24 protein-coding genes are annotated in these 25,151 nt (G+C 66.2%); 10 read left to right on the top strand and 14 right to left on the bottom strand.

Annotated elements, in window-relative coordinates; all coding sequences use genetic code 11:
• Positions 1-38 precede the first annotated feature (38 nt).
• Complete coding sequence (locus FHS79_RS10195; protein WP_184199216.1) at positions 39-341, bottom strand: hypothetical protein; 303 nt, start codon at positions 339-341, stop codon at positions 39-41.
• Between the two features lie 77 nt (positions 342-418).
• Between FHS79_RS10195 and dgcA the strand changes: the two genes are divergently transcribed.
• The 3 genes from dgcA to FHS79_RS10180 are packed head-to-tail and all read left to right on the top strand — an operon-like array spanning position 419 to position 1,996.
• The gene (dgcA, locus tag FHS79_RS10190; RefSeq protein ID WP_184199213.1) at positions 419-1,408 is read left to right on the top strand and encodes an N-acetyl-D-Glu racemase DgcA; all 990 of its coding nucleotides are present in this window, start codon (positions 419-421) and stop codon (positions 1,406-1,408) included.
• 37 nt (positions 1,409-1,445) lie between these two features.
• Positions 1,446-1,676, top strand: coding sequence for a ribbon-helix-helix domain-containing protein (locus tag FHS79_RS10185; protein WP_184199210.1), 231 nt, complete (start codon positions 1,446-1,448; stop codon positions 1,674-1,676).
• Between the two features lie 2 nt (positions 1,677-1,678).
• On the top strand, positions 1,679-1,996 hold the full coding sequence (locus tag FHS79_RS10180) for a type II toxin-antitoxin system RelE/ParE family toxin (RefSeq protein WP_184199207.1): 318 nt from the start codon (positions 1,679-1,681) through the stop codon (positions 1,994-1,996).
• A gap of 54 nt (positions 1,997-2,050) precedes the next feature.
• Here FHS79_RS10180 and katG read toward each other — a convergent pair whose 3' ends face one another.
• On the bottom strand, positions 2,051-4,279 hold the full coding sequence (gene katG / locus FHS79_RS10175; protein ID WP_184199205.1) for a catalase/peroxidase HPI: 2,229 nt from the start codon (positions 4,277-4,279) through the stop codon (positions 2,051-2,053).
• Positions 4,280-4,457: 178 nt separating this feature from the next.
• Here katG and FHS79_RS10170 point away from each other — a divergent pair, with 178 nt between their 5' ends.
• Complete coding sequence (locus FHS79_RS10170; protein ID WP_184199203.1) at positions 4,458-7,256, top strand: [protein-PII] uridylyltransferase; 2,799 nt, start codon at positions 4,458-4,460, stop codon at positions 7,254-7,256.
• Between the two features lie 3 nt (positions 7,257-7,259).
• On the opposite strand, the gene FHS79_RS10165 is transcribed toward FHS79_RS10170, so the two are convergent.
• Both FHS79_RS10165 and FHS79_RS10160 read right to left on the bottom strand, forming a co-directional pair.
• Positions 7,260-7,856 (bottom strand): DedA family protein, encoded by a 597-nt coding sequence (locus FHS79_RS10165; protein WP_184199201.1) that lies wholly within the window; start codon positions 7,854-7,856, stop codon positions 7,260-7,262.
• An 18-nt stretch (positions 7,857-7,874) separates the two neighbouring features.
• Positions 7,875-8,069 carry a hypothetical protein gene (locus FHS79_RS10160; protein ID WP_184199199.1) on the bottom strand — a complete coding sequence of 65 codons (195 nt, stop codon included), beginning with the start codon at positions 8,067-8,069 and terminating at the stop codon, positions 7,875-7,877.
• Between the two features lie 110 nt (positions 8,070-8,179).
• Between FHS79_RS10160 and scpA the strand changes: the two genes are divergently transcribed.
• The 3 genes from scpA (at position 8,180) to FHS79_RS10145 (ending at position 11,204) form a co-directional block, all read left to right on the top strand.
• The gene (gene scpA, locus FHS79_RS10155; protein WP_184199198.1) at positions 8,180-10,315 is read left to right on the top strand and encodes a methylmalonyl-CoA mutase; all 2,136 of its coding nucleotides are present in this window, start codon (positions 8,180-8,182) and stop codon (positions 10,313-10,315) included.
• 269 nt (positions 10,316-10,584) lie between these two features.
• On the top strand, positions 10,585-10,809 hold the full coding sequence (locus FHS79_RS10150) for an AbrB/MazE/SpoVT family DNA-binding domain-containing protein (protein ID WP_184199196.1): 225 nt from the start codon (positions 10,585-10,587) through the stop codon (positions 10,807-10,809).
• Entirely contained in the window at positions 10,806-11,204 is a 399-nt protein-coding gene (locus FHS79_RS10145) for a type II toxin-antitoxin system death-on-curing family toxin (RefSeq protein WP_184199194.1), read from the top strand. Before FHS79_RS10150 ends, FHS79_RS10145 begins: the two co-directional genes overlap by 4 nt.
• Here the strand turns inward: FHS79_RS10145 and FHS79_RS10140 are convergent.
• The 8 genes from FHS79_RS10140 to FHS79_RS10105 all read right to left on the bottom strand — a co-directional run bounded on the left by FHS79_RS10140 (position 11,186) and on the right by FHS79_RS10105 (position 20,339).
• Positions 11,186-12,433, bottom strand: coding sequence for a hypothetical protein (locus FHS79_RS10140; RefSeq protein ID WP_184199192.1), 1,248 nt, complete (start codon positions 12,431-12,433; stop codon positions 11,186-11,188). The two genes, FHS79_RS10145 and FHS79_RS10140, sit on opposite strands and share 19 nt — an antisense overlap.
• Entirely contained in the window at positions 12,430-13,335 is a 906-nt protein-coding gene (locus FHS79_RS10135; protein ID WP_184199189.1) for a sterol desaturase family protein, read from the bottom strand. The genes FHS79_RS10140 and FHS79_RS10135 overlap by 4 nt, the downstream gene beginning before the upstream one ends.
• Positions 13,332-13,697, bottom strand: coding sequence for a hypothetical protein (locus tag FHS79_RS10130; RefSeq protein WP_184199186.1), 366 nt, complete (start codon positions 13,695-13,697; stop codon positions 13,332-13,334). Before FHS79_RS10130 ends, FHS79_RS10135 begins: the two co-directional genes overlap by 4 nt.
• A complete protein-coding gene (locus FHS79_RS10125) occupies positions 13,694-14,131 on the bottom strand; it encodes a protein tyrosine phosphatase family protein (protein ID WP_184199182.1) in 438 nt (145 codons plus the stop codon). Before FHS79_RS10125 ends, FHS79_RS10130 begins: the two co-directional genes overlap by 4 nt.
• A 30-nt stretch (positions 14,132-14,161) precedes the next feature.
• A complete protein-coding gene (locus FHS79_RS10120) occupies positions 14,162-14,974 on the bottom strand; it encodes a heme-dependent oxidative N-demethylase subunit alpha family protein (protein WP_184199179.1) in 813 nt (270 codons plus the stop codon).
• Between the two features lie 34 nt (positions 14,975-15,008).
• Positions 15,009-16,559, bottom strand: a complete 1,551-nt coding sequence (locus FHS79_RS10115) for a DEAD/DEAH box helicase (protein ID WP_184199176.1) — start codon at positions 16,557-16,559, stop codon at positions 15,009-15,011.
• Positions 16,560-16,719: 160 nt separating this feature from the next.
• Positions 16,720-19,653, bottom strand: coding sequence for a TonB-dependent receptor (locus FHS79_RS10110; protein ID WP_184199173.1), 2,934 nt, complete (start codon positions 19,651-19,653; stop codon positions 16,720-16,722).
• Positions 19,654-19,841: 188 nt separating this feature from the next.
• Complete coding sequence (locus tag FHS79_RS10105; protein WP_184199171.1) at positions 19,842-20,339, bottom strand: DUF6491 family protein; 498 nt, start codon at positions 20,337-20,339, stop codon at positions 19,842-19,844.
• Positions 20,340-20,516: 177 nt separating this feature from the next.
• Here FHS79_RS10105 and FHS79_RS10100 point away from each other — a divergent pair, with 177 nt between their 5' ends.
• Positions 20,517-21,956 (top strand): FAD-binding oxidoreductase, encoded by a 1,440-nt coding sequence (locus tag FHS79_RS10100; RefSeq protein WP_184199169.1) that lies wholly within the window; start codon positions 20,517-20,519, stop codon positions 21,954-21,956.
• Here the strand turns inward: FHS79_RS10100 and FHS79_RS10095 are convergent.
• A complete protein-coding gene (locus tag FHS79_RS10095; protein ID WP_184199167.1) occupies positions 21,953-22,402 on the bottom strand; it encodes a DUF3429 domain-containing protein in 450 nt (149 codons plus the stop codon). The genes FHS79_RS10100 and FHS79_RS10095 overlap by 4 nt on opposite strands.
• Positions 22,403-22,501: 99 nt before the next feature.
• On the opposite strand from FHS79_RS10095, the gene FHS79_RS10090 reads away from it, so the two are divergent.
• Both FHS79_RS10090 and FHS79_RS10085 read left to right on the top strand, forming a co-directional pair.
• Positions 22,502-23,461, top strand: coding sequence for a DUF808 domain-containing protein (locus tag FHS79_RS10090; protein ID WP_184199165.1), 960 nt, complete (start codon positions 22,502-22,504; stop codon positions 23,459-23,461).
• Between the two features lie 58 nt (positions 23,462-23,519).
• Entirely contained in the window at positions 23,520-24,245 is a 726-nt protein-coding gene (locus FHS79_RS10085; RefSeq protein ID WP_184199163.1) for a hypothetical protein, read from the top strand.
• Here FHS79_RS10085 and ypfJ read toward each other — a convergent pair.
• On the bottom strand, positions 24,242-25,150 hold the full coding sequence (gene ypfJ / locus FHS79_RS10080) for a KPN_02809 family neutral zinc metallopeptidase (RefSeq protein WP_184199161.1): 909 nt from the start codon (positions 25,148-25,150) through the stop codon (positions 24,242-24,244). The two genes, FHS79_RS10085 and ypfJ, sit on opposite strands and share 4 nt — an antisense overlap.
• Position 25,151 lies beyond the last annotated feature (1 nt).

The raw sequence follows: 25,151 nt of genomic DNA, 5'->3' as shown, positions 1-25,151 counted from the left end.
TCTTTCAGCGGGTGGGAGGGTGAGGGCTGGCAACCGCTTCAGGGGTGTTCTCTTATATGCCCCTCAAGCTCATCGAAAAACCGCTCGAGATTGTGCAGCACATTCGCCTTGAATTCGTAATTCACCTCGGGCCAATTCGATTCGATGATCGGACTTTCGTCCACCTTCTCCGAATAGGCGGCCGCCATGCCCTTGATGTAATCGCCATCGAGCTTGATCTCGCCCATCTTGTCGAGAATCCGAAGCTGCACGATCATCATCTGCCGCACCAGCATCTCAAGTGCTGTTATCCGCGCCACCGCGGCCACTGCATCCAGCTCGACATCACGCTCGTCACTCATCCACCCGAGTGTATGCATGCGAGCCCGAAAGGGAAGGGGGCTTTCACGGCGCCAAAAAACCCGCCAAACCAGCCACCATGCGCAGCCTTCATGTCGCCATCGATCGCCTGCCCGTGCGCGGCGCCTTCATCATCGCCCGGGGTGCGAAAACCCATGTCGATGTCGTCACCGCCACCATCGCGCAAGGCCCCAACAGCGGACGCGGCGAAGCCACCGCCATCTATTACCATGGCGAAACCGCCGAGAGCGTCGCCGCCGCCGCCAGCGCCCAGGCCGATGCCATCGCGTCGGGCGCGTCGCGTGCCGATCTGCTCGCGCTGATGCCGCCGGGTGCCGCGCGCAATGCCCTTGATTGCGCGCTCTGGGATCTGGAGGCCAAGGCCGCCGCCACCAGCGTCCGCGAGCTGCTCGGGCTGCCGGCGTTCCGGCCGTTGCTCACCGCCTTCACCATCAGCCTCGGCACCCCCGCCGCCATGGCCGATGCGGCCGCCGCCGTGCGCGGCCGCGAGCTCATCAAGGTCAAGCTCGGTGGCGAGGGCGGCCCGGCGGCCGATATCGAGCGCATGGCCGCCGTCCGCGCCGCCGCTCCCGATGCGCGCTTCATCGTCGATGCCAACGAAGCCTGGGGCGGCACCGACATCGCCTGCACCGCCGCGGCGCTTGCCGCGCTCAATGTCGAGCTGATCGAACAGCCCGTCCCCGCCGGCCAGGATGCGCAGCTCGATGGCGTCAACAGCCCCGTGCCGCTCTGCGCCGATGAAAGCTGCCACGATCGCGCCAGCCTCGATGCCATCATCGGCCGCTACCGCTTCATCAACATCAAGCTCGACAAATCCGGCGGCCTCACCGAAGCGCATGCACTCGTCCACGCCGCCCGCCAGCGCGGCCTCGGCGTGATGACCGGCTGCATGCTCGGCTCCTCGCTCGCCATTGCCCCCGCCTTCCACATCGCCGTCCAGAGTGAGTTCGCCGACCTTGACGGGCCACTGCTCATCGAAGACCGCCCCGGCGGCCTGCGCTTCGAACACTCCGACGTCTGGCCACCATCGCCCGAGCTTTGGGGATGATCTTGCCAAATTTTGCCAAACTGCTATTTTCGACACCATGACCACGATGAACATCTCGCTTCCCGACACAATGAAGCGCTTCGTCGACGCACAGGTCGAAGATCACGGCTTCGGCACCAGCAGTGAGTATGTCCGCTCGCTGATCCGCAAGGAGCAGGATCGCGAGCAATTGCGGGCACTGTTGCTCGCTGGCGCCCGCTCGCCAATCGATGGCCCTGCCGACGCGGCCTATTTCGCTGATCTCGAAGCCACAATTATCAAGCGCTGACGTTGAAGCCTGTCGTCCGCAGCCAGTTGGCGACGGCCGACGCACGTAGCGCACTTGCCTATTACGCGAATGAGGTCGGCACCGATATTGCGCAGCGATTTCTCGCTAGCCTTGCAGCCTGTTATGCAGCGATTGCCGAAGCGCCGGGGATCGGATCGGCGCATATCGGCTATGATCTGGGCATTCCCGGATTGCGCGCCCGCCGCATCCCGAGTTTCCCGTTTCTCGCCTTTTACATGGAGCAGGATGACCAGATCGTCATCTGGCGTCTGCTGCACGAAAAACGGGATTTCGCCAGCTGGCTTGCCGAAGGCGGCTGACAGAAAAACGGCGGCACCCGCAGGCACCGCCGTTCCTCAACCCGGGCGCGTCGATCAGCCCTTGAAATTGCCCAGCGACATCACCTTGTCCCACGCCTTCACAAAGTCGGCGACGAACTTGTCCGCCCCGTCATTGGCGCCATAGATTTCGGACACGGCGCGAAGCTCGGCATGGCTGCCGAACGCCAGGTCGACCGGCGTCGCGGTCCACTTCACCTTGCCCGAGGTGCGATCGACGCCCTCGTAAAGGCCTTCGGTCCCGCCCTTGCGCCACATCGTCTCCATGCCGAGCAGATTGACGAAATAGTCGTTGGTAAGCTGGCCTGGCTTGTCGGTGAACACGCCATGCTTGCCGCCGCCGACATTGGCATCGAGCGCCCGCAGCCCGCCGACCAGCGCCGTCATTTCCGGCACCGTCAGCGTCAGCAGATTGGCGCGGTCCACGAGCGCTTCCACCGGCGAGTAGACGCTGTCCGCGGTGTAGAAGTTCCGGAAGCCATCGGCCTTGGGCTCGAGCGCTGCGAAGGATTCCGCATCGGTCTGCGCCACGGTCGCATCGGTGCGCCCCGGCGTGAACGGCACGCTCACCGAATGCCCGGCCTTCTTCGCCGCATCCTCGATCGCGGCCCCACCCGCCAGCACGATCATGTCGGCCAGCGAGATCTTGCGGCCACCCGACGCAGACTTGTTGAAGTCTGCCTGGATCGCTTCGAGCCGTCCCAGCACCTTCGTCAGTTCGGCCGGGTTGTTCGCCGCCCAATCCTTCATCGGCGCCAGCCGCACGCGGGCGCCATTGGCACCACCGCGCATGTCGGTGCCGCGGAACGACGCCGCCGACGCCCAGGCCGTGCGCACCAGCTCCTGCGTCGTCAGCCCCGAGGCAAGCACCTTGCCCTTGAGCGAGGCCACGTCCGCCGCCGTCACGAGCGGATGATCGACTGCCGGCACCGGATCCTGCCAGATCAATGACTCCTTGGGCACCTCATTGCCGATATAGCGGCCGCGCGGACCCATGTCGCGGTGGGTCAGCTTGAACCACGCCTTGGCAAACGCCTGCTCGAACTTCTTCGGGTCCTTCAGGAACGCCTGCGACACCTTGCGGTACGCCGGGTCCTCCTTCAGCGCCAGATCGGTGGTGAACATGATCGGGGTGTTGAACTTGCCCTCGACATGCGCGTCCGGCACCGTGCCGGCCGCCTGGCCATTCGCCGGAATCCACTGGGTGGCCCCCGCCGGGCTCTTGGTCTTCTCCCAATCGAACTGGAACAGATTCTCCAGATACATCATCGACCAGGCCACCGGGCTTGCGGTCCAGGCACCCTCGAGCCCGCTGGTGATCGTATCCGCACCGCTGCCGGTGCCGCACTTGTTGTCCCAGCCCATGCCCTGTCGCTCGGTCGGATTGGCCGCCGGCTCCTTGCCAACGCACCCTTCCGGAGATTTCGCACCATGCGCCTTGCCGAAGGTATGGCCACCGGCGATCAGCGCCACCGTCTCTTCGTCGTTCATCGCCATGCGGCCGAAGGTCTCGCGAATGTCCCTCGCCGAAGCGAGCGGATCGGGCACGCCGTTGGGGCCTTCGGGGTTCACATAGATCAGCCCCATCTGCACCGCCGCCAGCGGCTTGGCGAGCGTGCGATCACCCGAATAGCGCTTGTCGTCGAGCATCTTTTGCTCAGGCCCCCAATAGACGAGATCGGCCTCCCAATCATCGGTGCGGCCGCCGCCATAGCCGAAGGTCTTGACGCCCATATTCTCCAGTGCAACATTCCCGGTCAGCACCATCAGATCGGCCCAGGAGATCTTGCGGCCATATTTCGCCTTCACCGGCCACAGCAGGCGCCGCGCCTTGTCGAGGTTGGCATTGTCCGGCCAGCTGTTGAGCGGTTCGAAGCGCTGCTGGCCACCGCCGGCGCCGCCACGCCCATCGGCGATACGATAGGTACCCGCGCTGTGCCACGCCATGCGGATGAAGAACGGGCCATAATTGCCATAATCGGCGGGCCACCACGGCTGCGAGGTCGTCAGCGCCTCGTTGATGTCGCGCTTCACCGCCGCCAGATCGAGCGACTTGAATTCGGCGGCATAATCGAAGCCCGCCCCCATCGGGTTGGACTGCACGCCATGCGCGCGAAGCGGGGCCAGGTTGATCTGCTCCGGCCACCAGAAACGGTTGGAGGTATTGTCAACTCCGGCAACAGTATCGGCGGCCATCGCTGCACTGCCCAGCAGCGCCACCGACGCAACAGCAAGCGCAAACAAGGAAATCATGGTTCTGGTCATTTTCGGGCTCCCCAAATCATGATGAATGTCACGATGGGTCCAATGTATGTCAGCTCGGGATATCAGGAAATTCAATTATATTGGTGAAGCTTATCGATAACCTCGATTGATGGTGACAATTGCCGTGCGAGCGACAGCCCTTTCCACAGTGTCCGGCAGGCCCTATCTGCGGGGAGCAATGGCAAGTCGTGCAGTCTCCCCGGCCTTGATGGCCGTCACCACGCGCCGCGCGATCATCGATCGTCGCGCGCTGGCCGATGGCCTCGATACAACGCTTGCCGCACTCCCCGATTATACCTCCCGCCGCGCCGCCCTCACCGCAACGCTCATCGAGGCGCTCGCGCTGGGCAGTGCCGAAATCACCCGTCGTCTGCATGAAAACCCCGCCAAGGGGCTTGAACTCGCCGGTGCCCGCGCCTTCCTGATCGATCAGCTCATCCGCATCGCCTTCGATGCCATCACCACCCGCCTCTATCCAGCATCCAACCGCACCTCGGCTGAACGCATCGCGCTGATCGCCGTCGGCGGCTATGGCCGCGGCCAGATGGCGCCCTTCTCCGACATCGACCTGCTCTTCCTCACCCCCTGGAAGCGCACCGGCTGGGGCGAGCAGATCATCGAGACGATGCTCTATCTGCTCTGGGATCTGGGGCTCAAGGTCGGCCATGCCACCCGCTCGATCGACGAGCTCATCCGCTTCGTCCGCGAGGATGTCAGCACCCGCACCGCGTTCCTCGAAGCCCGCTTCGTCTGGGGCGACCAGCCCCTTTACGAAGAGGCCGTCGCGCGCTTCCGCCGCGAGGTCGTTTCCGGCACCGCGCGCGCCTTCATCACCGCCAAGCTTGCCGAGCGCGACACCCGCCACCAGCGGATGGGGGACAGCCGCTATCTCGTCGAGCCCAACCTCAAGGAGGGCAAGGGCGCGCTGCGCGACCTGCACACGCTGGGCTGGATCGGCCGCTACGTCCATGATGCCGAAAACGTCTCGGCGCTGGTGGACAAGGGCCTGCTCACCGCCGCCGAGGCGCGCCAGTTCCGCCGCGCCGAAAGTTTCCTCTGGGCAGTGCGCATCAACCTCCACGATATCGCCGGTCGCGCCGAGGAGCGGCTCACCTTCGATGTCCAGCCCGAGCTCGCCCGCCGGCTGGGCTATGCCGATCGTGCCGGTCTCGCCGCCGTCGAGCGTTTCATGCGGCATTATTTCCTCATGGTGCGCACCGTTGGTGATCTCACCGGGCTTTTCCTGGCCCAGCTCGAGGAGCAGACCTCGCGCCTTGCCTGGCTCCCCGGCCTCACCCGCAAGCCCGGCCGCCTCAACGGCTTCACGCTGCGCCGCGGCCAGATCGGCGTGCCATCGGACGATTTCTTCCGCGCCGAGCCGAGCCGCCTCATCGAGATGTTCGCGCTGGCCGCACGCGAGGCGCTCCCCATCCATCCCCAGGCCATGCGCCAGGCGGCGCGGGACAGCGTGCTGATCGATGATCGCGTGCGGCGCGACAAGGCCGCCAATGGCTGGTTCCTCGAAATCCTCTGCAACCGGCAGGAGCCCGACAAGGTGCTGCGCCTGCTGAACGAAGCCGGCGTTTTCGGCCGTTTCATCCCCGATTTCGGCCGCATCGTGGCGCGCATGCAATATGACATGTACCACCATTATACCGTCGACGAGCACAGCATCCGCGCCATCGGCCTCATCGCGCGCATCGCCGATGGCACGCTCCGCGCCGAGCACAAGCTCACCCACGCCCTGCTCCAGCAGCTCGCCAGCCGGCGCGTGCTGCATGTGGCGGTGCTGCTCCACGATATCGCCAAGGGCCGCGGCGGCGATCACAGCGAGCTGGGTGCCGATATCGCCATGAAGCTCTGCCCCCGCCTCGGTCTGACCGCCGCCGAGACCGAGACCGTCGCCTGGCTGGTGCGCCATCATCTCCTGATGAGCCGCACTGCCTTCAAGCGCGATCTCGCCGACTTCAAGACCATCCTCGACTTTGCCGAAGCCGTCGCCAGCCCCGAGCGGCTGCGGCTGCTGCTCATCCTCACCGTCGTCGATATCCGCGCCGTCGGCCCGGGTGTATGGAACGCCTGGAAGGGCCAGCTGCTGCGCGAGCTCTACGAAGCCGCCGAGGAGGTGCTGCGCCGCGGCCACAAGCAGAAGGGCAGGGCGGAGCGCATCGCCGAGCGGCAGACCGCCCTTGCTCAGGCGATGGGCTGGTCGCCCGACGCCGCCAGCCGCCACGCCCGCCGCTTCACCGACAGCTACTGGATCGCCGAAACCCCCGATGTGCTTGCCGCCAACGCCGCCCTCATCGCCGAGGCCGAAGCCGCGGGCAAGCCGCTCGCCATCGCAACCCGCCCCGATCCGGACAGCGGCACCACCCTCGTCACCATTCACGCCGCCGATCACCCGGGGCTGTTCTACCGCATCGCCGGCGCCATCAGCCTCGCCGGCGCCAACATCCTCGATGCCCGCATCCACACCACCCGCGATGGCCAGGCGGTCGACAATTTCACCATCGCCGATCCGCTCGGCCAGCCCTTTTCCGAGGCGCAGCAGCTCGCCCGCCTCGAACGCATCATCCACGATGTCCTCACCGGCCGCATCCGCCTCGCCGATCGCCTCGCCGCCCGCCCGCTGGCGCGCCGCCGCGCCGAGGTCTTCCAGGTCCAGCCCTATGTGATTTTCGATAACCTCGCCTCGAACCGCTACACGGTGGTGGAAGTCGGCGCCGCCGATCGCCCCGCACTCCTCTATGCGCTCACCCGCGCCCTCTTCGATGGCAAGGCCACCATCCACAGCGCCCATATCGCCACCTGGGGCGAACGCGCCACCGACACCTTCTACCTGACCGACCTCACCGGCCAGAAGATCATCGACACCGCCCGCCTCGCCGCGCTGGAAAAACGCCTCCTCACCGCCGCCGGCGTCACCTTGAAGCGCAGTGTCGCCGCACCAGTGCCGGAACGCGCGGCCGCAGAGTAGCGCTCACTCCGCCCGCCAGCTGGCCACGCGCCAGACATACCACACCACCATCGCCCCGATCACCAGCGTCGCCACCGGGTTGAGCCATTCGCCCACCAGCGCATGCTGCCCCTGCAACTGATAGCCCGCCACTGCCAGCAGCGTCGTCCACAGCGCCGACCCCAAAGTCGAGAACAGCAGGAAGCGCCCCAGCCCCATCCCGAAAATGCCTGCCGGCACCGAGATCAGCGTCCGCACCGCCGGTACCAGCCGCCCGAAGAACACCGCGCTCCCACTGTGCGCATCGAACCAGCGGTCCACCCGCTCCACATCGCGCGGCCGCAGCGTCAGCCAGCGCCCATGCCGCGCCGCCCAGGCCTTCAACCGGTCGTCACCGATCCATTTGCCGACGAAATACCAGAAGAGCGCTCCCGTCACCGATCCCAGCGTCGCCGCCGCGATTACCCCGGCAAGGTTCAGTCGACCCTGCCCCGCGCTATAGCCTGCCGAAGGCACGATCAGCTCCGACGGGATCGGCGGAAACACGTTCTCCAGAAACATCAGCAGCGCTATCCCGAGATAGCCCGCCTCGCCCAGGAACTCGAGAATGCGATCGAACATCCGCCGCCAGCAAGCGCCCTAGTTCGTTTCAGATGCCGGCGCCGGCCCGGAATCCACATTGTCGGAATCGGTGGGCGTCCCGAAAGCAATCCAGATGAACACTCCAACCACAACCAGGGTGGAGATGATGAGGATCCAGCGGACGTTTCCACGGGTTTCGCCAGCGCGGGCGTCATCGGTCGTGCGCTTGATCGGTTGTTCGGCCATGGTCATCCTTCACTGCTGCTCACGCGCACAACCGCCCGCCAGCACCTTTGTTCCGCGCGCGCGCAGTTGCACGAGTCGCCCAAGGCTGCATAAAGCTTGGCGCAGGAGACCATGCAATGACTATCCCCACCCATGAAGACTGGCAGAAGCTCGCCGCCAGGGAAGTGAAGGGCGCCGATCTCGATTGGCACAGCCCCGAGGGCATCACCATCAAGCCGCTCTACACCGCGGCCGATCATGCCGGCGACGAGGGCCTCCCCGGCTTCGCCCCCTTTACCCGCGGTGTCCGCGCCAGCATGTACGCCGGCCGCCCCTGGACGATCCGCCAATATGCCGGCTTCAGCACCGCCGAAGCCTCCAACGCCTTTTATCGCCGCAACCTTGCCGCCGGCCAGAAGGGCCTCTCGGTCGCCTTCGATCTCGCCACCCACCGCGGCTACGACAGCGATCATCCCCGCGTCTCGGGCGATGTCGGCAAGGCCGGCGTCGCGATCGATTCGGTCGAGGACATGAAGATCCTCTTCGATGGCATCCCGCTCGATCAGATGTCGGTCAGCATGACCATGAACGGCGCCGTCATTCCCTGCCTCGCCTTCTTCATCGTCGCCGCCGAAGAGCAGGGCGTGCCGCAATCGAAGCTCGACGGCACCATTCAGAACGACATCCTCAAGGAGTTCATGGTCCGCAACACCTATATCTATCCGCCCGCCCCCAGCATGCGGATCGTCGCCGACATCATCGCCCACACCTCGCGCCACATGCCCAAGTTCAACAGCATCAGCATCAGCGGCTATCACATGCACGAGGCCGGAGCGACGGCAGTGCAGGAGCTCGGCTACACGCTGGCGGACGGCATGGAATATGTCCGCGCCGCCCAGGCCCAGGGCCTCGATATCGATGCCTTCGCCGGCCGCCTCAGCTTCTTCTTCGGCATCGGCATGAACTTCTTCATGGAAGTCGCCAAGCTCCGCGCCGCCCGCACCCTCTGGGCCAGGATCATGACGCAATTGGGCGCCAAGGACCCGCGCAGCCTCATGCTCCGCACCCATTGCCAGACCAGCGGCGTCAGCCTCGCCGAGCAGGACCCCTATAACAACGTCATCCGCACCACCATCGAGGCGCTCGCCGCCGTCCTCGGCGGCACCCAGTCGCTCCACACCAATGCCCTCGACGAAGCCATCGCGCTGCCCACCGATTTCTCCGCCCGCATCGCCCGCAACACGCAGCTGGTGCTGCAGGAAGAAACCGGCATCACCCGCGTCGTCGATCCCTTGGGCGGCAGCCACTATGTCGAAGCCCTCACCGAGGCGCTCGTGCAAGGCGCCGAAAAGCTCATCGCCGAAGTCGAAGCCATCGGCGGCATGACCATCGCTGTCGACACCGGCCTGCCCAAGCTCGAAATCGAAAAGGCCGCCAGCGCCAAACAGGCGCGTGTCGACCGGCAGGAAGACGTCATCGTCGGCGTCAACAAATACAAGCCATCGAGCGAGGAGAAGCTCGATATCCTCGATGTCGACAATGTCGCCGTCCGCGCCAGCCAGATCGCCCGGCTGGAAACCTTGCGCGCCAACCGCGACCAGGCCCGCGTCGATGCCACCCTGCAGGCGCTCCGCGAGGCCGCCGCCGGCTCGGCCAATCTGCTCGAAACCGCCGTCGAAGCCGCCCGCGCCCGCGCCACGCTGGGGGAAATCTCGAGCGCCCTCGAAGACGTGTTCGGCCGCCATGTCGCTATCGTCCGCATGGCCAAGGGCATCTATGCCGAAGCCTATCAGGGCGACCCCGCCTACACCCGCGTCGCCGAAGGTGTGGAGGCGTTCGAACGCCGCAAGGGCCGCAAGCCGCGCGTGCTCATCGTCAAGATGGGGCAGGACGGTCATGATCGCGGCGCCAAGGTCGTGGGCTCGGCGCTTGCCGATCTCGGCTTCGAAGCCACTGTCGGCCCCCTGTTCCAGACGCCCGAGGAAGCCCGCAAGCTCGCCCTCGATCTCGATGTCGATCTCGTCGCCTCGAGCAGCCTCGCCGCCGGCCACAAGACCCTCGTTCCCGCCCTCATCCAGCAACTGAAGGACGCCGGCCGCCCCGACATCCGCGTCATCGCCGGCGGCGTCATTCCGCCCAAGGATTACGACTTCCTCCGCGAAGTCGGCACCGCCGCCATCTTCGGCCCCGGCACCAACATCGTCGAAGCCGCCGCCGACCTCCTTCGCCTCCTCGGCCACAACCTCCCGCCGCTCTCCGACGCCGCCGAGTAACCCGGAAAAACCCCCTCTCCCGCAACGCGGGGGAGGGTGGGGACGAAACCCTCTCCCCTCGCGGGAGAGGGCGACTCGCCAAAGGCGAGCGGGGTGAGGGGGTCGACACCCCGCCGGCAATACTCCAACTCCCTCGCCACCTGCCGGGCAAGGAAAAGCGCCTCCGGCGGGCAGGGGATTCGTCCCCTGCACCCCAAAGTTTCTAGGGGCGTGTTGCAGCAGCCCCTGCAAATTGTTATAACGCCCGTACAAACACACTCGAGGCTGCCATGCACCACCTCAAGATCACCGCCATCGGCAACAGCGCCGGCATCATCCTCCCCAAGGAGGTTCTGGCGCGTCTCAAGATGGACAAGGGCGATGCGCTCTATCTCGTCGAGACGCCCGACGGCTATCGGATCACCCCGCATGATCCGGTGTTCGAGGAGCAGATGGCGGTGGCGCGGCGGATCATGAAGGAGCGTCGCGCTGTCCTGCGCGAACTCGCGAAATGACCGGCTGGACATGGGTGGACGCCGGCGTCGCGCTGGCGATCCACGATGAGCAACTCGCCGAGCATGGCGGTGCTGCCGGCGTGCGCGATGCCGGCGCTTTCGAGTCCGCCATGGCGCGGCCGGTCAATCTGGCCGCCTATGGCACGCCCGACATCAGCCAGCTCGCCGCCGCCTATGCCTTCGGGCTGGCACGCAATCATCCCTTCGTCGATGGCAACAAGCGCACCGCCTATGTCGTCGCCGAAATCTTCCTGGCCCTGAACGGTTTCAAGCTGGTGAGCAGCGATGCCGACAGCATCCTGACAACACTCGCCCTCGCCGCCGGAGACCTCACCGAAGACGCGCTGACAGACTGGTTCCGCCGCAACGTGCAGGATCAGCGCCGCCCCGGATAGCGCGCATCGAACTGCGCATCGCGCACCGCCGTCTCCGCTTTCGCCCGGTCGATCTCGAACCCTAGCCGCGCCGGCGCGCCGATCACTTCCGAAACCGGCCGCCGCAGCGCCGCCCCCGCCGCCTCCGCCGCGCGGCCCAGCCGGAACGCGAACGTGATCGGCGCATCCGCCAGCAAAGCGGCATCGCGCGCAAACGGCGACGCCACGCCCAGCTGCCGCGCCCGGTCGATCATCTCCGGCAACTGGTTTAGCGGTTGCGCCACCAGCCCGAGCGATGTGGCGATGAGGTGCAGCCGCTGCCACGCCATCCCCGCCAGCAGCCCCTGCCGCCGGTGCCAGGGGTCGGCGGCGGTGATCACGCCGAACACCGACGCGGTCGGCAGATGCACCTCGCGCGTCGCCTCCAGCCAGTAGCGCCCCTCGGTCTCCGCCGAAGGCGCCGGCAGCATCGCGGCCGCCGCCGCCAGCAGCGGCGGCGTCCCCGAAGTCGCCAGCGTCAGCCCGTCCTTGTGCCGGTCCTGCTCGCTGCGGCTGTGCCGGAACCAGCGGTGCGACGCCGCCATCATCGCCGCATCCTCGGCAATCGCCTGCGTCGCCGCCGTCGTGGCCGCCGCGAACCGCTGCCCGTCCGCACTCGTTGCCGCAAACAGCCGCAGCCCGATCTCCGGCGGCCGCGGAAACGCCATGAGCGCTGCAATCTCCTCCGCCGTCAGCACCGCCCCCGTCCAGGCCCCCCGGTGCGTATGGCGCCGCCCGATGGCGGGCAGCAGCGGGTGCGGCGGCGGCGCCCCGGCACTTTCGGTATCGAGCTCGATCCGCGCCACATGACCCGGATGCTCGGGGTCGGGCAGCAGCCGCACCGTCCCCAGCCGTCCGATGCCCGTCGAGGCCAGCGCCATCGTATGGATCGCCCCCCCAAGCCCCGCCAGCCGCTCGCGCCCGAACGGGTCCATTGCCCCCAGCGCCCGCTCGGGCACTTCGAAGATATCGACCCCCAGCCGCCCCACCGCAAATCGCCACGGCTGGGTGTTGTGCGGGCTGGCCGAAAGGATCCCCGCCGCCACCAGCGCCAGCGGCCCCGAATGCCGGCGACGGTTCCAGTCCTCCCAGGCTTTGAGCGCCGGGCTGCCCAGGATCGGGATCACCCCCTGGTCGACCGCGCGCGCAACCAGCAGCGAAGCCGCCCCGCCAACCCCCAAACCGATCGCCTGACGGCGGCTGAGGCTCATTCAGCCGGAACAGCGGCCGGGCGCACCCCGGAACTGGCCGAAGCTGCCCGGATCGTGTCCGAAGTTTCGCCGGAAACTGCCCCAGGAGGACCCAGAACTGCCCTGAAAAGCCCCCCGACCGACCGCGCACGACCCGCGTCACGCGCAATTCCTGTCCATTCATGCACCGCCACCCACAGCGGATTGAAGCTGGCCAGGTTGTGGATGATGCCATAACGCGGCTTCTCGACCTCGGGCTCGAACGTGCCGAACATCCGGTCCCACACGATGAAAACCCCGCCATAATTGCGATCGAGATATTGCGGGTTGGTGCCATGATGCACCCGGTGATGCGACGGCGAATTGAGCCAGCCCTCCATCCCGAACGGCAGCTTGTCGATCACTTCGGTGTGGATGAAGAATTGATAGACCAGGTTCAGCCCTGCGCAGAACAGCACCATCTCCACCGGAAAACCCAACAGAAGCAACGGCATGCGAAAGACGAAACTCAGCGAAAGCCACCCCGTCCAGGTCTGCCGCAGGGCGGTGCTCAGATTATAATGCTGCGAACTATGGTGGATGATATGGCTGGCCCAGAACCAGCGAACCCGGTGCGCGGTCCGGTGAAACCAGTAATAGGCAAAGTCTTCCGCCACGAAGCACAACGGCACGACCCACCACACCAGCGGAATATCGAAGAGCGCAAACCCCGCCAGCCAGCGCATCGAGGCGACGATTCCACCCCCCACAAGCACGGCCACCATGGTGTTGCCAAACCCCATCGCCAAGGACGTGCCGGTATCCCGCCACTCGTACTGCCCGCGCTGGCCCCCACGCACGCCGGCGCGAATCATGAACATTTCCAGCATCATGGCAATGATGAAAGCCGGTACGGCAAGCTGCACCGGATCGGGAAACGTCATACTCGCGCCCCCCATCGCGCTGTATCCGCACCAAGCACCAGCGCCGCGTCCGGAAAGCCGGGCTCGGCAAGCCGCAGGTGCAAGGTGCCCCCCTCCACCCGCGCCTGCGCCCCCTTGAGCAACCGCACCACGAACCTGTCTCCGAAGCAACGCACCAGCGCCAACCGCCCATCGCGCGCCACCACGATTGCTGCATCCGCCGAGTCCGACACCACGGCTTCTGCCGGGTCAAAGCCCGCGATCGCCACCGCTGCCTCGGCCGCCGCCATTCCGGCATCGGTCAGGGACGCGCTCTTGCGAAAGCCAAGCGCCCAGGCAAGCCCGACCAACGTGAAAATGCCCAGCAGCGACGTCCAGATCATCGCGCCGCAGCACCCTGGGCAATATGGCGCAGCGTTCCTGCCATCATTGCAATGTCATAGCCCGCAGCCGCCGCTGCCTCGATCAGCGTCCGCGCATCAGCCCCCACCGAGGCCTCGGCAAGCGCCCAGAGGTGGCAGGACCGTGTGCCCGAACGGCAAAAGGCCAGCACCGGCCCCGGACTCCGCGCCAGCGCGTCGGCCATCGCATGCACCTGCTCGGGCGCGAAGCCATTGTGATCGATGGGGATGAAGGCATATCCCATTCCCGCCGCATCCGCCTCCGCGGCAATCGCCTCGCCGGCCGGTTGGCCGGGCGCTTCGCCATCGGGCCGGTTGTTCACAATGAAGGCAAAACCTTGCGCCGCGAGACCGGCGCAATCCTCCGGCATGATCTGCGGGCTGACCGAAACGGCCGGGGAGAGCATGGCTGGCATGCTACAACTCTAGTCGTTGGCGAGCACTTCTCAAGCGTTCATCCGCTGCGCCGCCCAGCCGCGAATGGCTGGCGCAAAGGCTGCGACCGCGCGCCGCGCCGCTTCGGCTGCCGGCATGGCACCCAGCGCGTGGAGCAGCGCCGGCAGCAGATCGAGCGGCAACGAGTCCAGCGCAGCGGTATGGATGCCGATGGTGAAAGCGATGCTGCCGGTCTCGGGCATCCTGGTCAGCGTCTGCCGCTCCACCCGCAACGCCAGCGCCGATCCGGCGTTTTCCGGGGTGATGTGCCCGAACCGCAGGGCGGGCGCCAGATCGGGCGCATAGACCAGATCCGGCGTTTCGGTGATCGCCCAATTGGCGCGCTGCAGCGGTTGGTCCAGATTGCCAAGGATGTGCTCGATCGGCGCCGCCAGCCGATCGCCGAACCCCGGCACCCGCGCATGGATCGCCGCGACCGGCTTGCCGATCATGTCCGCCACCCGCCAGTCCGATGGAAACAGCAGGATGCCCGCCAGCAATCGATGCTGCTCGCCGTGTCGCTCGAGCAGCATCACATCTTCATGGATGGTGGTGGCAATCGCTTCGAGCGTTGGCGCCGCCGCGCCGACACGCGCCGCGAACTCGGCCACTGCCGGCCCTGCATGCGCAAGGGCCTGCAAGGCGTCCGGGTGCCGCGCCAGCCGCGCTCGCCGCAATGCCAGTCTTGCCGCCATGTCGGGCGCGGAATCGAGCCAGTCCGCCATGTCGAGCCGCGTCAGGCCAAGGCGCAACGTGGCATGGTGGCGACGGAACGGGGCAAGGCTGGCTGCGCTGTGCGGCATGGCGCCAGTGTATCGGGCCATGCTGTACGAAGCGAGCCGTGCCGCAGCGCCGGGTCTATTCGATCGTCGCCTTGCGGGTGAGGAAATCGGGCAGGCCCTCCTCGCCGAAACCGACGAAGCGGTCGCCATCGTCATCCTGGCGCCGTCGCCCGTCGCGGTTGCGGTCATCCCGGCCGCGGCTGTCACGCGGACGGGTGTCGAGCGGCGGATAGTCCCGGCGTGGCGCCTCGGTCCGCGGCGGAGACCGCGTTTCGGCGCGCGGTGCTTCGCGTTCCGCTGGCGCGATACGCGCCGGCGCAACCGGTGCGGCGGCATCCGGCCTGGCGCTGCGACCACGACCACCGCGGCGCCGTCCCGGGCGCTTCTCGGGCCGCGCTTCATCTTCTTCCACCGCGCGCGGCGCGGCCCTGGCCGCTGGCGCTGCCACTGGTTCGGCTGCGGCTGCGGGTGCGGGTGCGGGTGCTGCCTTGGCCGGTGCCGCGCCCCAGACCGGCACCTTCTGGCCGATCAGTTTTTCCACCTCATGCAGGTTCTCGGCCTCATCGGCCGTCATCAGCGTGAAGGCGGTGCCGGTGCGCCCCGCTCGGCCGGTGCGGCCGATGCGGTGGACATAATCCTCGGCATGGTGCGGCACGTCATAATTGACGACATGGCTCACGCCCGGAATATCGAGGCCACGCGCCGCCACATCGGAGGCGACGATGATGTTGATTTCGCCCGACTTGAAGCGGTCGAGCTGCTTGATCCGGTCGCCCTGGTCCATGTCGCCATGGATCTGCGTCACCGCAAAGCCCGAGCGTCCCAGGCTGTCGACCAGTTCCTTGATGTCGCGCTTGCGGTTGCAGAAGATGATGGCGTTCTTCAGCCCCTCGTCGCGGAGCATGGCGCGCAGCGTCTCGCGCTTGGCACGTGGCTCCACCTTCACCACCCATTGGGTGATCGAGGTGTTGGTGCTCGCCGGCCGCGCCACTTCGATCATGCGCGGGTCGGTCATGAACCGGTCCGCCAGCTTCTTGATCGGCGGCGGCATGGTGGCCGAGAACAGCAATGTCTGCCGCACGGCAGGAAGCTTGGTGCAGATCGTCTCGATATCGGGAATGAACCCCATGTCGAGCATCCGGTCGGCCTCGTCGATCACCAGCAGCCCGCACTGGTTGAGCATGATCTTGCCGCGCCCGAACAGGTCCATCAGCCGACCCGGCGTGGCGATGAGCACATCGACACCCTTTTCGAGCGCCGCCAGCTGGTCCCCCATCGAAACGCCGCCGATGAGCAGCGCCATGCTCAGCTTGTGATACTTGCCATATTTGTCGAAATTCTCGCTCACCTGCTGGGCGAGCTCGCGGGTCGGCTCGAGGATGAGCGAGCGCGGCATCAGCGCGCGACTGCGGCCCTCGGCCAGAATGTCGATCATCGGCAGCACGAAGCTGGCCGTCTTGCCGGTCCCGGTCTGCGCTACGCCGATGATGTCGCGCCCCATCAGCACCGACGGGATGGCACCCTTCTGGATCGGCGTCGGCACGGTATAGCCGCTGTCCTCGACAGCGCGCATCAGCGCGTCGGACAATCCCAGTTCAGCGAAGCCGCCCTGTTCAGTAGAATTCATGCTTTTCCCAATGCCTGCGCACCGCGCGCGTCGCACGGCGCATCCCGCCAAAGTGCGGGAAAGTCAATCGCATTACCATGTTTCCGCGAGAAAGCGAGCCGCCCGTCAAAAAATGGGGGCCTGCGTCGCCACAGACCCCCATTCGCGCGCCGCAAAAACCTCAGAAGCGGAAGCCGGCCGCCACGCCATAGCGGCGAGGCTCGAGCGTGAAGATGTTGGTGAACAGCCCCGAAGACTGGTCGGTCACATACAGTCCGGTGGTCGCATTGTTGTTCGTCAGGTTCTGCACGAAACCACGCAGATACCAGCGGTCGTCCCGACCGTTCAACTGCACCTGCGCATTGATCACCGTATAGCCTTCGATGCGGTTGATCAGCCCGTTGAAGATGTTGCCGAAGCTCTCGCCGGTGTGCGCCAGGTCAACGCGCGGCACCATGCTCATGCCATTGTCGAATTCGGCCGTATATTGCGCGCCGGCCGAGAATTTGTAGGTCGGCGCCTGCGGCAGCTGGTTGCCGCGAAGGTTGGTCTCGACGCCGGCTGCCAGCGTCTGGAACTGGGTCCCGGCACCCACCGCCTGCAACACCCCGCAAATCCCGAACGCACCCGTGGCGCCATTGATGCCGGAGTCAGACGGAAAGGCGGTCGGCCCACGCAAGCCCGCTCCTGCCTGCAACCCGGGAATAGCCCCGGCGTTGATCGCATTGTTGGCTCCGGTCACAAAGGCCGCAGTGGCCGCCTGCCCGCCGGCGCCATTGTTGATCACCGCACAATTCGAGCCATTCGAAATGTCCTTGATGATCACCGCATCCGACCGCCCGCCCGAAGGATCGCGCGGGTTGGACAGGAACTTGTCCTGGTTCACTTCGGTCTTGAGGTAGCTGGCGCCGAAATTGAACGCGAGGCCCCGCGTCGGCTGCACGATGAACTCGCCTTCCAGACCATAGACAGTCGCATCGACATTGTCGTTCACCGAGGTCCGCGCCACGATCCGGCTCAGCTGCAAGCCCTTGTATTGATAATAGAAAGCCGTGATGTTCGCCCGTAGCGCGCCGTCGAGGAAGGTGTTCTTCGAGCCGATCTCGAAGGCATTCACGAATTCCGGTGCAAAGCTGTCCGGCACCGAAAAAATCGGCTGCAAGGGCGGGTTGATGCCCCCCGACTTGTAGCCGCGCGAGTAGGAGGCATAGACCAGGCTGTCGTCGCTGATCTTCCAGTCCAGCACGGCACGGCCGGTAAACTCCGAAAAGCTCACCCGGCGCTCCTGGAACAACTGGTTGCCCGGTGTGCCGGGATCGGCATCGAACGCGCCGACAAAAGGCGAAGCGAATGCATTGGTCGCGTTTGCCGGCACCGGGAAACTTGCCAAGGTCGAGCGCGCTCGCACGAACTTCTTGTCATTGTTGTAACGACCGCCGACTGTCAGTTTCACCGAGTCGCTGAAGTTGTAATAAAGCTCGCCGAACAACCCATAGGACTTCAACGTATATTCGTCGGTGTTGTTGCGGAAGAACGGCGTGCCCAGATAGACGTTGCCGAGCGCCGGATTGCCCAACGCCGTCGCTGCGCCCAGCACGCCGGCAACATAGTCGATCGCGAAGCCGTTCACGAAATAGCTGTTTTCAGGCAGGTTCTGATCGACATAAATGCCGCCGAGCAGAAAGTTGAACGGCCCGTCGAACTGTGAATTGAGGATCAGCTCGCCCGTCCAGCTGCGCCGCTCCTCGTTCGACCTGTCGAACACCAGCGGCACGTTGCTGCACTGCTTGTTGCCACCGAATGCACCCGTGCCGGTAAACTCCGACTGCGAAGAGCAGATCGCGCCATTTGCGCCGTTCGGCAAAATCGCCGCCACCGTCGGCGCGAACTGCGGCAGCACCTGTGCCAGCCCGATCAGATTGTTGATGCCGGGTTGATAGACTGCCCGGTTCTGCACGGCCAGGCTGTAGTCGACCTGGCTGTCCACCGCATTCTTCTGGTACATGCCGGTCGCCTGCACCTTCATGCTGCCGAAATCATGCGCGATGCGCAGCATGTACTGCTGCTCCTCGGCAAAGTAGTTCGGCGTGAAAGCGGTGTTGACCGTGCGAACATCGGTCGGGTTGATTGCCGACGAATAGGCGTCCGGGCCATAAAGGCTGCCAAGCCCTATGCTGCCGATCGCCGGCCCGGCCTGGCTCGTCAAGAATTCCCGGCTGCTCAACGTGCCCGCAAAGGTCGAGTTCGCATTCGTCGTCCCGAATTCGGATCGGCCCGGCAGGCAGCCCAGCACGCCGGTCGGATCACGCTGGCACAACTGCTTCTGGACGCGGCTGCGGTCATCATCCTCGCGGAAATAATAGGCCATGGCATCGACCGTGGTGTTCGGCGTCGGCTCCCAGCGGATCGAGCCGCGGATCGCGTAAAGATCGCGGCCATCGATGCGGCTGTTGTCGAACAGGTTGTTGGTGAAGCCGTCGCGCTTGAGATAGGTGCCCGCCACCCGGATGGCGAGCGTGTCGCCGATCGGCAGGTTGAACATGCCTTTCACGCGCAGCGAATTGTAATTGCCATATTCCACTTCACCCGTCGCGTGGATTGCATCCATCTGCGGCTTGGCGTTGACGAAGTTGACCACGCCACCGGTGGCGTTGCGGCCGAACAGCGTGCCCTGTGGACCGCGAAGCACTTCCACGCGCTCAAGATCGAAGAATTCGGCTTCGAACAGCCGGGTGCCGAACAGCGGCATCCCCTCGACATGGATGGCCGTGGCACTGTCGCACGTCACGCCCACGCACAGATCGCCGATGCCGCGGATGGTGAAGCTCGATCCGGTGAAGTTGCCCTTGGTGAAGGTGATGTTGGGCAGGGTGAGCTGGATATCGAGCGGATTGTTGATCTGCTGTCGCTGCAACGCTTCAGCCGAAAAGGCGCTCACGGCAATCGGCACATCCTGCAGGCTCTGTGCTGTGCGCTGCGCGGTAACGACAATTTCCTCGATCCCCGTGTCCTGGGGCGCCTGCGCGCTTGTCTGTGCAAAAGCCGGCAATGAAATCAACGAAATTGCCGAAACACCGGCAACCAGACGGACTCGGGCTCCCAAAATGCGCACCATTTATCAATCCTCCCCATTGGCCCTTTCATCACGCCAGCGTTGTTTCCGCCCGGTCGCGATATTGGCACTCCCATACCAACGGGGGTCAGTCTGCTGCGGCGATCGAAGCCTGTCCACTCGGCTAAAGTGTGAGCCTCGGCGATTATTTCAGAAGTGCGACAATCCGACGCCAGCGTTGCATTAATGCATCAGTTGCCAGCGATGCGCACAATGCTCGCAATCGCGCATTCTCCGCCAGAACGCGCGCCGATTGTATCGCGGCCCGCACAAAGCATCCCAGCCTTGCCGCGGCGATAATAGAAGCCCTGGTAAAAGCTCAACCCCGGGCACTGGTTGGCAAGGAACAGCCGCCAATGCTGGCCATTGCGCATCGTCAGCTCGATCGCGGTGTCGCCGAACATCTGTGCACCGGCGATGCCATCGACCCGGATGCAAGTCTTGCGCCCCTCGGTCGGCGGTTCCGGCCGCACATTGAGGGGGGCACCAGGCTCCACGTTCATCCGCTCCCAGGGCGAGAGCACGTCGAAGCTCTCGGCGGGCTGCGGTGCCGGCCGGCCACGTTCCGCCTGGAAGCTGCTGCGCGCCGAGGGTCGCTGCGCCAGGGCCGGCGCCAGCGCGGAGGCAAGCAGGGCCAGCGCCACCGCTGGCACCCCCATCGCCATCATTCGCCTCGCCGGAACAGCCATTCACCATCTCGTGTTGCACAAAAGCGGAGCGACTGCCCCGCGCCGCTTGAACCCGGGCTGAACCCCTTGAAAATCGCGCCGTCCCGTCTAGCCCATCCGCGTCATGCCCACCCCCGTCAAGTCCACCCCCATGCCCTTCGATTTGAGCCGCGCAAAGGAAGTGCCTATGCTGCGCCGATGCCCGCTTCTGCGCCGATCAGCCCTTCCACGCCCGCCACCGCGCAAGCCCCCGAGGCGTTGGTAGCCCTTGCCGCTGCCGCCGGCCCCGGCAACAGCAGCACCGATGCCGACGAGCTGGCACCGCATCTGATCGATTGGCGCCGCAAGCATCAGGGCCGCTCGGCGCTGTTGCTGATGCCACGCACCACGGCCCAGGTGCAGGCGATCGTGCGGACGGCTGCTGCCCATGGGGTGCCGCTGGTGCCGCAGGGCGGCAACACCGGGCTGGTCGGCGGCGGCATCCCCAGCGCCGACGGCAGCGGCGTGCTCCTCAGCCTCAAGCGCATGGCCGCGATCCGCAGCATCGATCCGGCGGGGTTGACGATGGTGGTGGAGGCCGGCGCCATCCTGCAGACGGTCCATGAAGCCGCCGCCGACCATGGCCTTGCCTTTCCCCTCAGCCTGGCAGCGCGCGGCAGCGCCACCATCGGCGGGCTGGTGAGCACCAACGCAGGCGGCGTGCAGGTTCTCCGCCACGGCACAATGCGCGCGCTGGTGGCGGGGCTGCAGGCCGTGCTTCCCGATGGCGAACTGCTCGATCAGCTCGCCGGCCTGCCCAAGGACAATCGCGGCTATGATCTGAAGCAGCTCCTCATCGGCGCCGAGGGCACGCTCGGCATCGTCACCGCAGTCACCTTGAAGCTCGTTCCGGCCCCGGCGCACCGCGCCGTTGCCTGGGCCGGGCTCGCGAGCCCGCAAGCGGCACTGGCATTGCTGGCCCGGCTCCGCGCCGCCTCGGCCGGCCAGGTGGAAAGCTTCGAGCTGGTGCCCGGCAGCGGCCTCGCTCTGGTGCTGAAGCACATCCCCGGCCAGCGCGCGCCGCTCGCCGACGCCCATGATTGGCATGCGTTGATCGAGCTCGCCGGTCCGGCCACCCTGCAGCAGGTGCTTGCCGAATCGCTCGGCGCGGCCCTCGAGGATGGGCTGATCGCCGACGCCACCCTCGCTGAATCGGGCGCGCAGGTGGAAGCCCTGTGGAGCCTGCGCGAAAACCTGCCCCCCGCCGAGCGCCTCGATGGCCCCGCGGTCCATCACGACATTTCGGTCCCGGTCGCCAGGCTGCCGGATTTCTGCCTCGCGGCAACCGCCGAGGTGGAGTCGCGAATTCCCGGCAGCCGCGTCATCGCCTTCGGCCATCTCGGCGATGGCAACCTCCACTTCAATGTCCGCGCCCCCGCCGGCGGCAGTTGGGATCCCGATCAGGCCGCCGCCATCACCCGGCTGGTGCACGATCTCGTCACCGCCGCCGGCGGCAGCATCAGTGCCGAGCACGGCATCGGCACGCTCAAGCGCGCCGATCTCGCGCGGCTGCTGCCGCCCGCCCATCTCGCCGCCATGCGTGCGATCAAGGCCGCGCTCGATCCGCTCGGAATCATGAATCCCGGAAAAATCCTCTAGGCGAGCGCTGCCGCCGCCAGGCTCAACCCGCCAAGTCCCAGGCTCAGCGGATAGCGAAGCGCCAGCCACCATGCCGGCGCCAGCCCCTCTGCCGCCAGCGCCCGGTCCACCAGCAGCGCCAGCAGCAGCCCGCCACCGGTGATCGCCAACCCCTGTTGCACGGCGATGACCTGCAGCCCGACCAGCCCCATCACCCCCCAGCAGAGGAGCGACGGCACCACCGCCACCACCCACACCCATCCCGGCACCGGTCGCTGCGTGGCCGCCGCCAGCCCCCACCACAGCCCGCCCAGAAAGCTCAGGATCAGCATCGCATAGCCCAGCCCCAGCGCAACCGCCGCACCCTGCCACGCCGGCGCTGCACCAGTTGAAAGCAGCACCACCAGCGCAAGCAGCGGCAGGAGCCCGGCAAGGCCGAGGAGGCGGGCGAGGGCGGGCATCGTCATGGCGGCGATGTGCCGCGAGTCGGCGCCATCGGCAAGAGCAGGCCGCTTGCCGTGCGACACCGGCGCCCCTAACACGGCATGTTGAAACAGGAGTGTTCGATGGCCGCCGGATTGCTTGCACTGCTGGACGATATCGCGGTCATCGCCAAGGTGGCGGCGGCGTCGGTCGATGACGTCACGGGCATGGCCGCCAAGGCCAGCGCCAAGGCCGTCGGCGTTGTCGTCGACGATGCCGCCGTGGCGCCGCGCTATGTCACCGGCTTTTCGGCGGCACGCGAACTGCCGATCGTCGCCAAGATCGCGACCGGCTCGATCAAGAACAAGCTGCTGTTCCTGCTCCCCGGCTGCCTCGCGCTGTCCGCCTTCGCGCCCTGGGCGATCACGCCGCTGCTCATGCTCGGCGGCTCCTACCTCTGCTACGAAGGGGCGGAGAAGCTGTTGCAACTCATCCGCCCACACGATGACGGCGAGGCCGCAATACTCGATGCCGATCCGGTGGCGCGCGAGAAGATGATGGTGGCTGGCGCCATCCGCACCGATTTCATCCTGTCCGCCGAGATCATGGCCATCTCGCTCGGCACCGTCGCCGATGCCGAGATCGGCCAGCAGGCACTGGTGCTGGCGGTGGTGGCTGTGGCCATCACTATCCTCGTCTACGGCGTCGTGGCGCTCATCGTGAAAGCGGACGACATGGGCGTCGCCCTTTACCGCAACCCCGGCTTCACCGGCCAGTTCGGTCGCAGCACCGGCCGCACCATCGTGCTGGCCGTTCCGAAAATGCTCAGCGCGCTCGCCACCATCGGCATGGCGGCCATGCTCTGGGTCGGCGGCGGAATCGTTCTCCACGGGCTCGAGACATTCGGCCTCGGCTGGCCCAGTCATGCACTCCACGATCTGGCGGTGGGGGCCACCCGCATCGGCGGCAGTGTCCTCGGCCCCATCCTCGGATGGCTGGCGGGAGCGACCGGGGCAGGGGTCTTCGGCGTGCTGCTCGGCGGTATTATTGTCGCGGCGATGCACCTCCTTCCGAACAGGGAATCTGCCGCCGGCCAGCACTGAGGGCTTTACGCCCTGCGGAGAATAGCTGTATTGCACCAATACCACAGGAGTGCACAGAATGCGTTGGGTTCCCGCTGCCGTCGTCGTCGTCCTCGGGCTTTCGGCGGCCGGAGCCTATTACGAAGTGCCGAGCCGCCTGTTCGATCGATCAGGCTCCGCGATGGACGAAATGGAAGATACCCGCCGCGAGGCAATTGCCGATGCCCGCCAGGCGGCAGAAGACGCGCGCGCCGATTCGCTCGATGCCGCCACAAACGCCCGTGCCGATGTGCTCGACGCTGCCAGCCGGGCGCGTGCTGCCGCCGCCGACGCAGCTGCGATCGACTGGGATGATCCGGCCTGGAACGATGAAGAGAACACAGTATTTGCGCTCGATACCGGCGCCGGCAGCAGGAACAGCATGGCGCTGAACCTTCCCGGCGGTTTCGGGATCAAGGTGCCCTTCAACGAAAAGATGGACGACGCCGACAGGTTCAAGGTCGATGGAGTCGGCCCGTTCCCCGGTGCTAGCATGAACGGACTGCGGGTCCGTGCTTTCGAGGATGGCCGCGGCCGTAGTGGCGATAACAAACGCGCGCAGGTCGAGATGAGCTTCGACGCACCAGCGCCACCGCGCACCGTGATCAACTGGTATGAGCGCGAGTTTGGTAAAAAGGGGACGCGCTTCGAGAGACGTGGTGACCGTCTCCTCGGTCGCACCACCGAAGGCAAGGCATTCGAGCTGACAGCACGCCCGTCGGGTCGCGGAACCGCCGGCCTTTTCCGGGTCCGCGAGGACAGCTAGAGGCGCCGCGCCGCAAAGGTATCGCAGCTCGCGATCGTGCCGCCACGGAAACCGTTCATGAACCAGCTCTTGCGCTGCGCGCTGCTGCCATGGGTGAAGCTTTCTGGAACGACCGTTCCCTGAGCCGCGCGCTGCAGCGTATCGTCGCCGATGGCATTGGCCGCGGCCAGTGCTTCATCGACATCGCCCTCGTCGAGCAGGTCCTTGTGCGCCTGCGCCCACACGCCCGCCAGGCAATCGGCCTGCAGCTCCATCCGCACCTGCAGCGCATTCCCCTCGGTCTTGCTGGCGCGCGCCTGGGCGCCGCGCACCTGCTCCGAAATGCCGGTGATCGTCTGGATATGATGCCCCACCTCATGCGCGATCACATAGGCGGCGGCAAAATCGCCCGGCGCTCCGAAGCGCTGCGCCAGCTGGTCGAAGAAGCTCTGGTCGAGATAGACCTTGCGGTCCCCCGGGCAATAGAAAGGCCCCATCGCCGAACTGGCGCTCCCGCACGCCGAATCGACCCCGCCACTGAACAGCACGAGCGTGGGCGGCTGGTAGGGCGCGCCGACTTCCCGCGGGAAGGCCTCGCCCCAGCTGTCCTCGGTGGTGGCGAGCACCCGCGCAACGAACCGGTCCATGTCGCTCGCCGGCTGCAGCGCAGGGCCCGAGGCAGGGTTGGGCTGGCCGATCTGCTCGCGCGGCGCACCACCCCCCGGCGCACCACCGCCACCGCCAAGCAGGGTCAGCGGGTTGATGCCGAGCACCAGCGCGATGATGCCCACCACAATCAGCCCGCCGATGCCCATGCGGCCACCAATCAGCCCGCCGAGCAGATTGCCGCCGCCCCGCCCGCCGCCGCCGCCCATCCCGCGGCGGTCTTCGACATTGGAGCTTTCGCGTTGGTCATCGAGGCGCATG

It is taken from the genome of Polymorphobacter multimanifer (assembly GCF_014205635.1).
In the GTDB taxonomy this organism is placed as follows: domain Bacteria; phylum Pseudomonadota; class Alphaproteobacteria; order Sphingomonadales; family Sphingomonadaceae; genus Sandarakinorhabdus; species Sandarakinorhabdus multimanifer.
The sequence above is the reverse complement of the archived record's forward strand: the minus strand, read 5'-3'. Positions and strand labels throughout refer to the sequence as shown.

Bases quoted from the DNA above. Each gene is read 5' to 3' on its own strand.
- dgcA (WP_184199213.1), top strand. From the start codon at position 419: ATGCGCAGCCTTCATGTCGCCATCGATCGCCTGCCCGTGCGCGGCGCC.
- FHS79_RS10085 (WP_184199163.1), top strand. From the start codon at position 23,520: ATGCGTTGGGTTCCCGCTGCCGTCGTCGTCGTCCTCGGGCTTTCGGCG.
- FHS79_RS10135 (WP_184199189.1), bottom strand. From the start codon at position 13,335: ATGACGTTTCCCGATCCGGTGCAGCTTGCCGTACCGGCTTTCATCATT.
- FHS79_RS10185 (WP_184199210.1), top strand. From the start codon at position 1,446: ATGACCACGATGAACATCTCGCTTCCCGACACAATGAAGCGCTTCGTC.
- FHS79_RS10125 (WP_184199182.1), bottom strand. From the start codon at position 14,131: ATGCCAGCCATGCTCTCCCCGGCCGTTTCGGTCAGCCCGCAGATCATG.
- FHS79_RS10130 (WP_184199186.1), bottom strand. From the start codon at position 13,697: ATGATCTGGACGTCGCTGCTGGGCATTTTCACGTTGGTCGGGCTTGCC.
- FHS79_RS10100 (WP_184199169.1), top strand. From the start codon at position 20,517: ATGCCCGCTTCTGCGCCGATCAGCCCTTCCACGCCCGCCACCGCGCAA.
- FHS79_RS10115 (WP_184199176.1), bottom strand. From the start codon at position 16,559: ATGAATTCTACTGAACAGGGCGGCTTCGCTGAACTGGGATTGTCCGAC.
- FHS79_RS10145 (WP_184199194.1), top strand. From the start codon at position 10,806: ATGACCGGCTGGACATGGGTGGACGCCGGCGTCGCGCTGGCGATCCAC.
- FHS79_RS10170 (WP_184199203.1), top strand. From the start codon at position 4,458: ATGGCAAGTCGTGCAGTCTCCCCGGCCTTGATGGCCGTCACCACGCGC.
- katG (WP_184199205.1), bottom strand. From the start codon at position 4,279: ATGACCAGAACCATGATTTCCTTGTTTGCGCTTGCTGTTGCGTCGGTG.
- scpA (WP_184199198.1), top strand. From the start codon at position 8,180: ATGACTATCCCCACCCATGAAGACTGGCAGAAGCTCGCCGCCAGGGAA.
- FHS79_RS10195 (WP_184199216.1), bottom strand. From the start codon at position 341: ATGAGTGACGAGCGTGATGTCGAGCTGGATGCAGTGGCCGCGGTGGCG.
- FHS79_RS10105 (WP_184199171.1), bottom strand. From the start codon at position 20,339: ATGGCTGTTCCGGCGAGGCGAATGATGGCGATGGGGGTGCCAGCGGTG.
- FHS79_RS10160 (WP_184199199.1), bottom strand. From the start codon at position 8,069: ATGACCATGGCCGAACAACCGATCAAGCGCACGACCGATGACGCCCGC.
- ypfJ (WP_184199161.1), bottom strand. From the start codon at position 25,150: ATGCGCCTCGATGACCAACGCGAAAGCTCCAATGTCGAAGACCGCCGC.
- FHS79_RS10150 (WP_184199196.1), top strand. From the start codon at position 10,585: ATGCACCACCTCAAGATCACCGCCATCGGCAACAGCGCCGGCATCATC.
- FHS79_RS10095 (WP_184199167.1), bottom strand. From the start codon at position 22,402: ATGACGATGCCCGCCCTCGCCCGCCTCCTCGGCCTTGCCGGGCTCCTG.
- FHS79_RS10120 (WP_184199179.1), bottom strand. From the start codon at position 14,974: ATGGCCCGATACACTGGCGCCATGCCGCACAGCGCAGCCAGCCTTGCC.
- FHS79_RS10165 (WP_184199201.1), bottom strand. From the start codon at position 7,856: ATGTTCGATCGCATTCTCGAGTTCCTGGGCGAGGCGGGCTATCTCGGG.
- FHS79_RS10140 (WP_184199192.1), bottom strand. From the start codon at position 12,433: ATGAGCCTCAGCCGCCGTCAGGCGATCGGTTTGGGGGTTGGCGGGGCG.
- FHS79_RS10110 (WP_184199173.1), bottom strand. From the start codon at position 19,653: ATGGTGCGCATTTTGGGAGCCCGAGTCCGTCTGGTTGCCGGTGTTTCG.
- FHS79_RS10090 (WP_184199165.1), top strand. From the start codon at position 22,502: ATGGCCGCCGGATTGCTTGCACTGCTGGACGATATCGCGGTCATCGCC.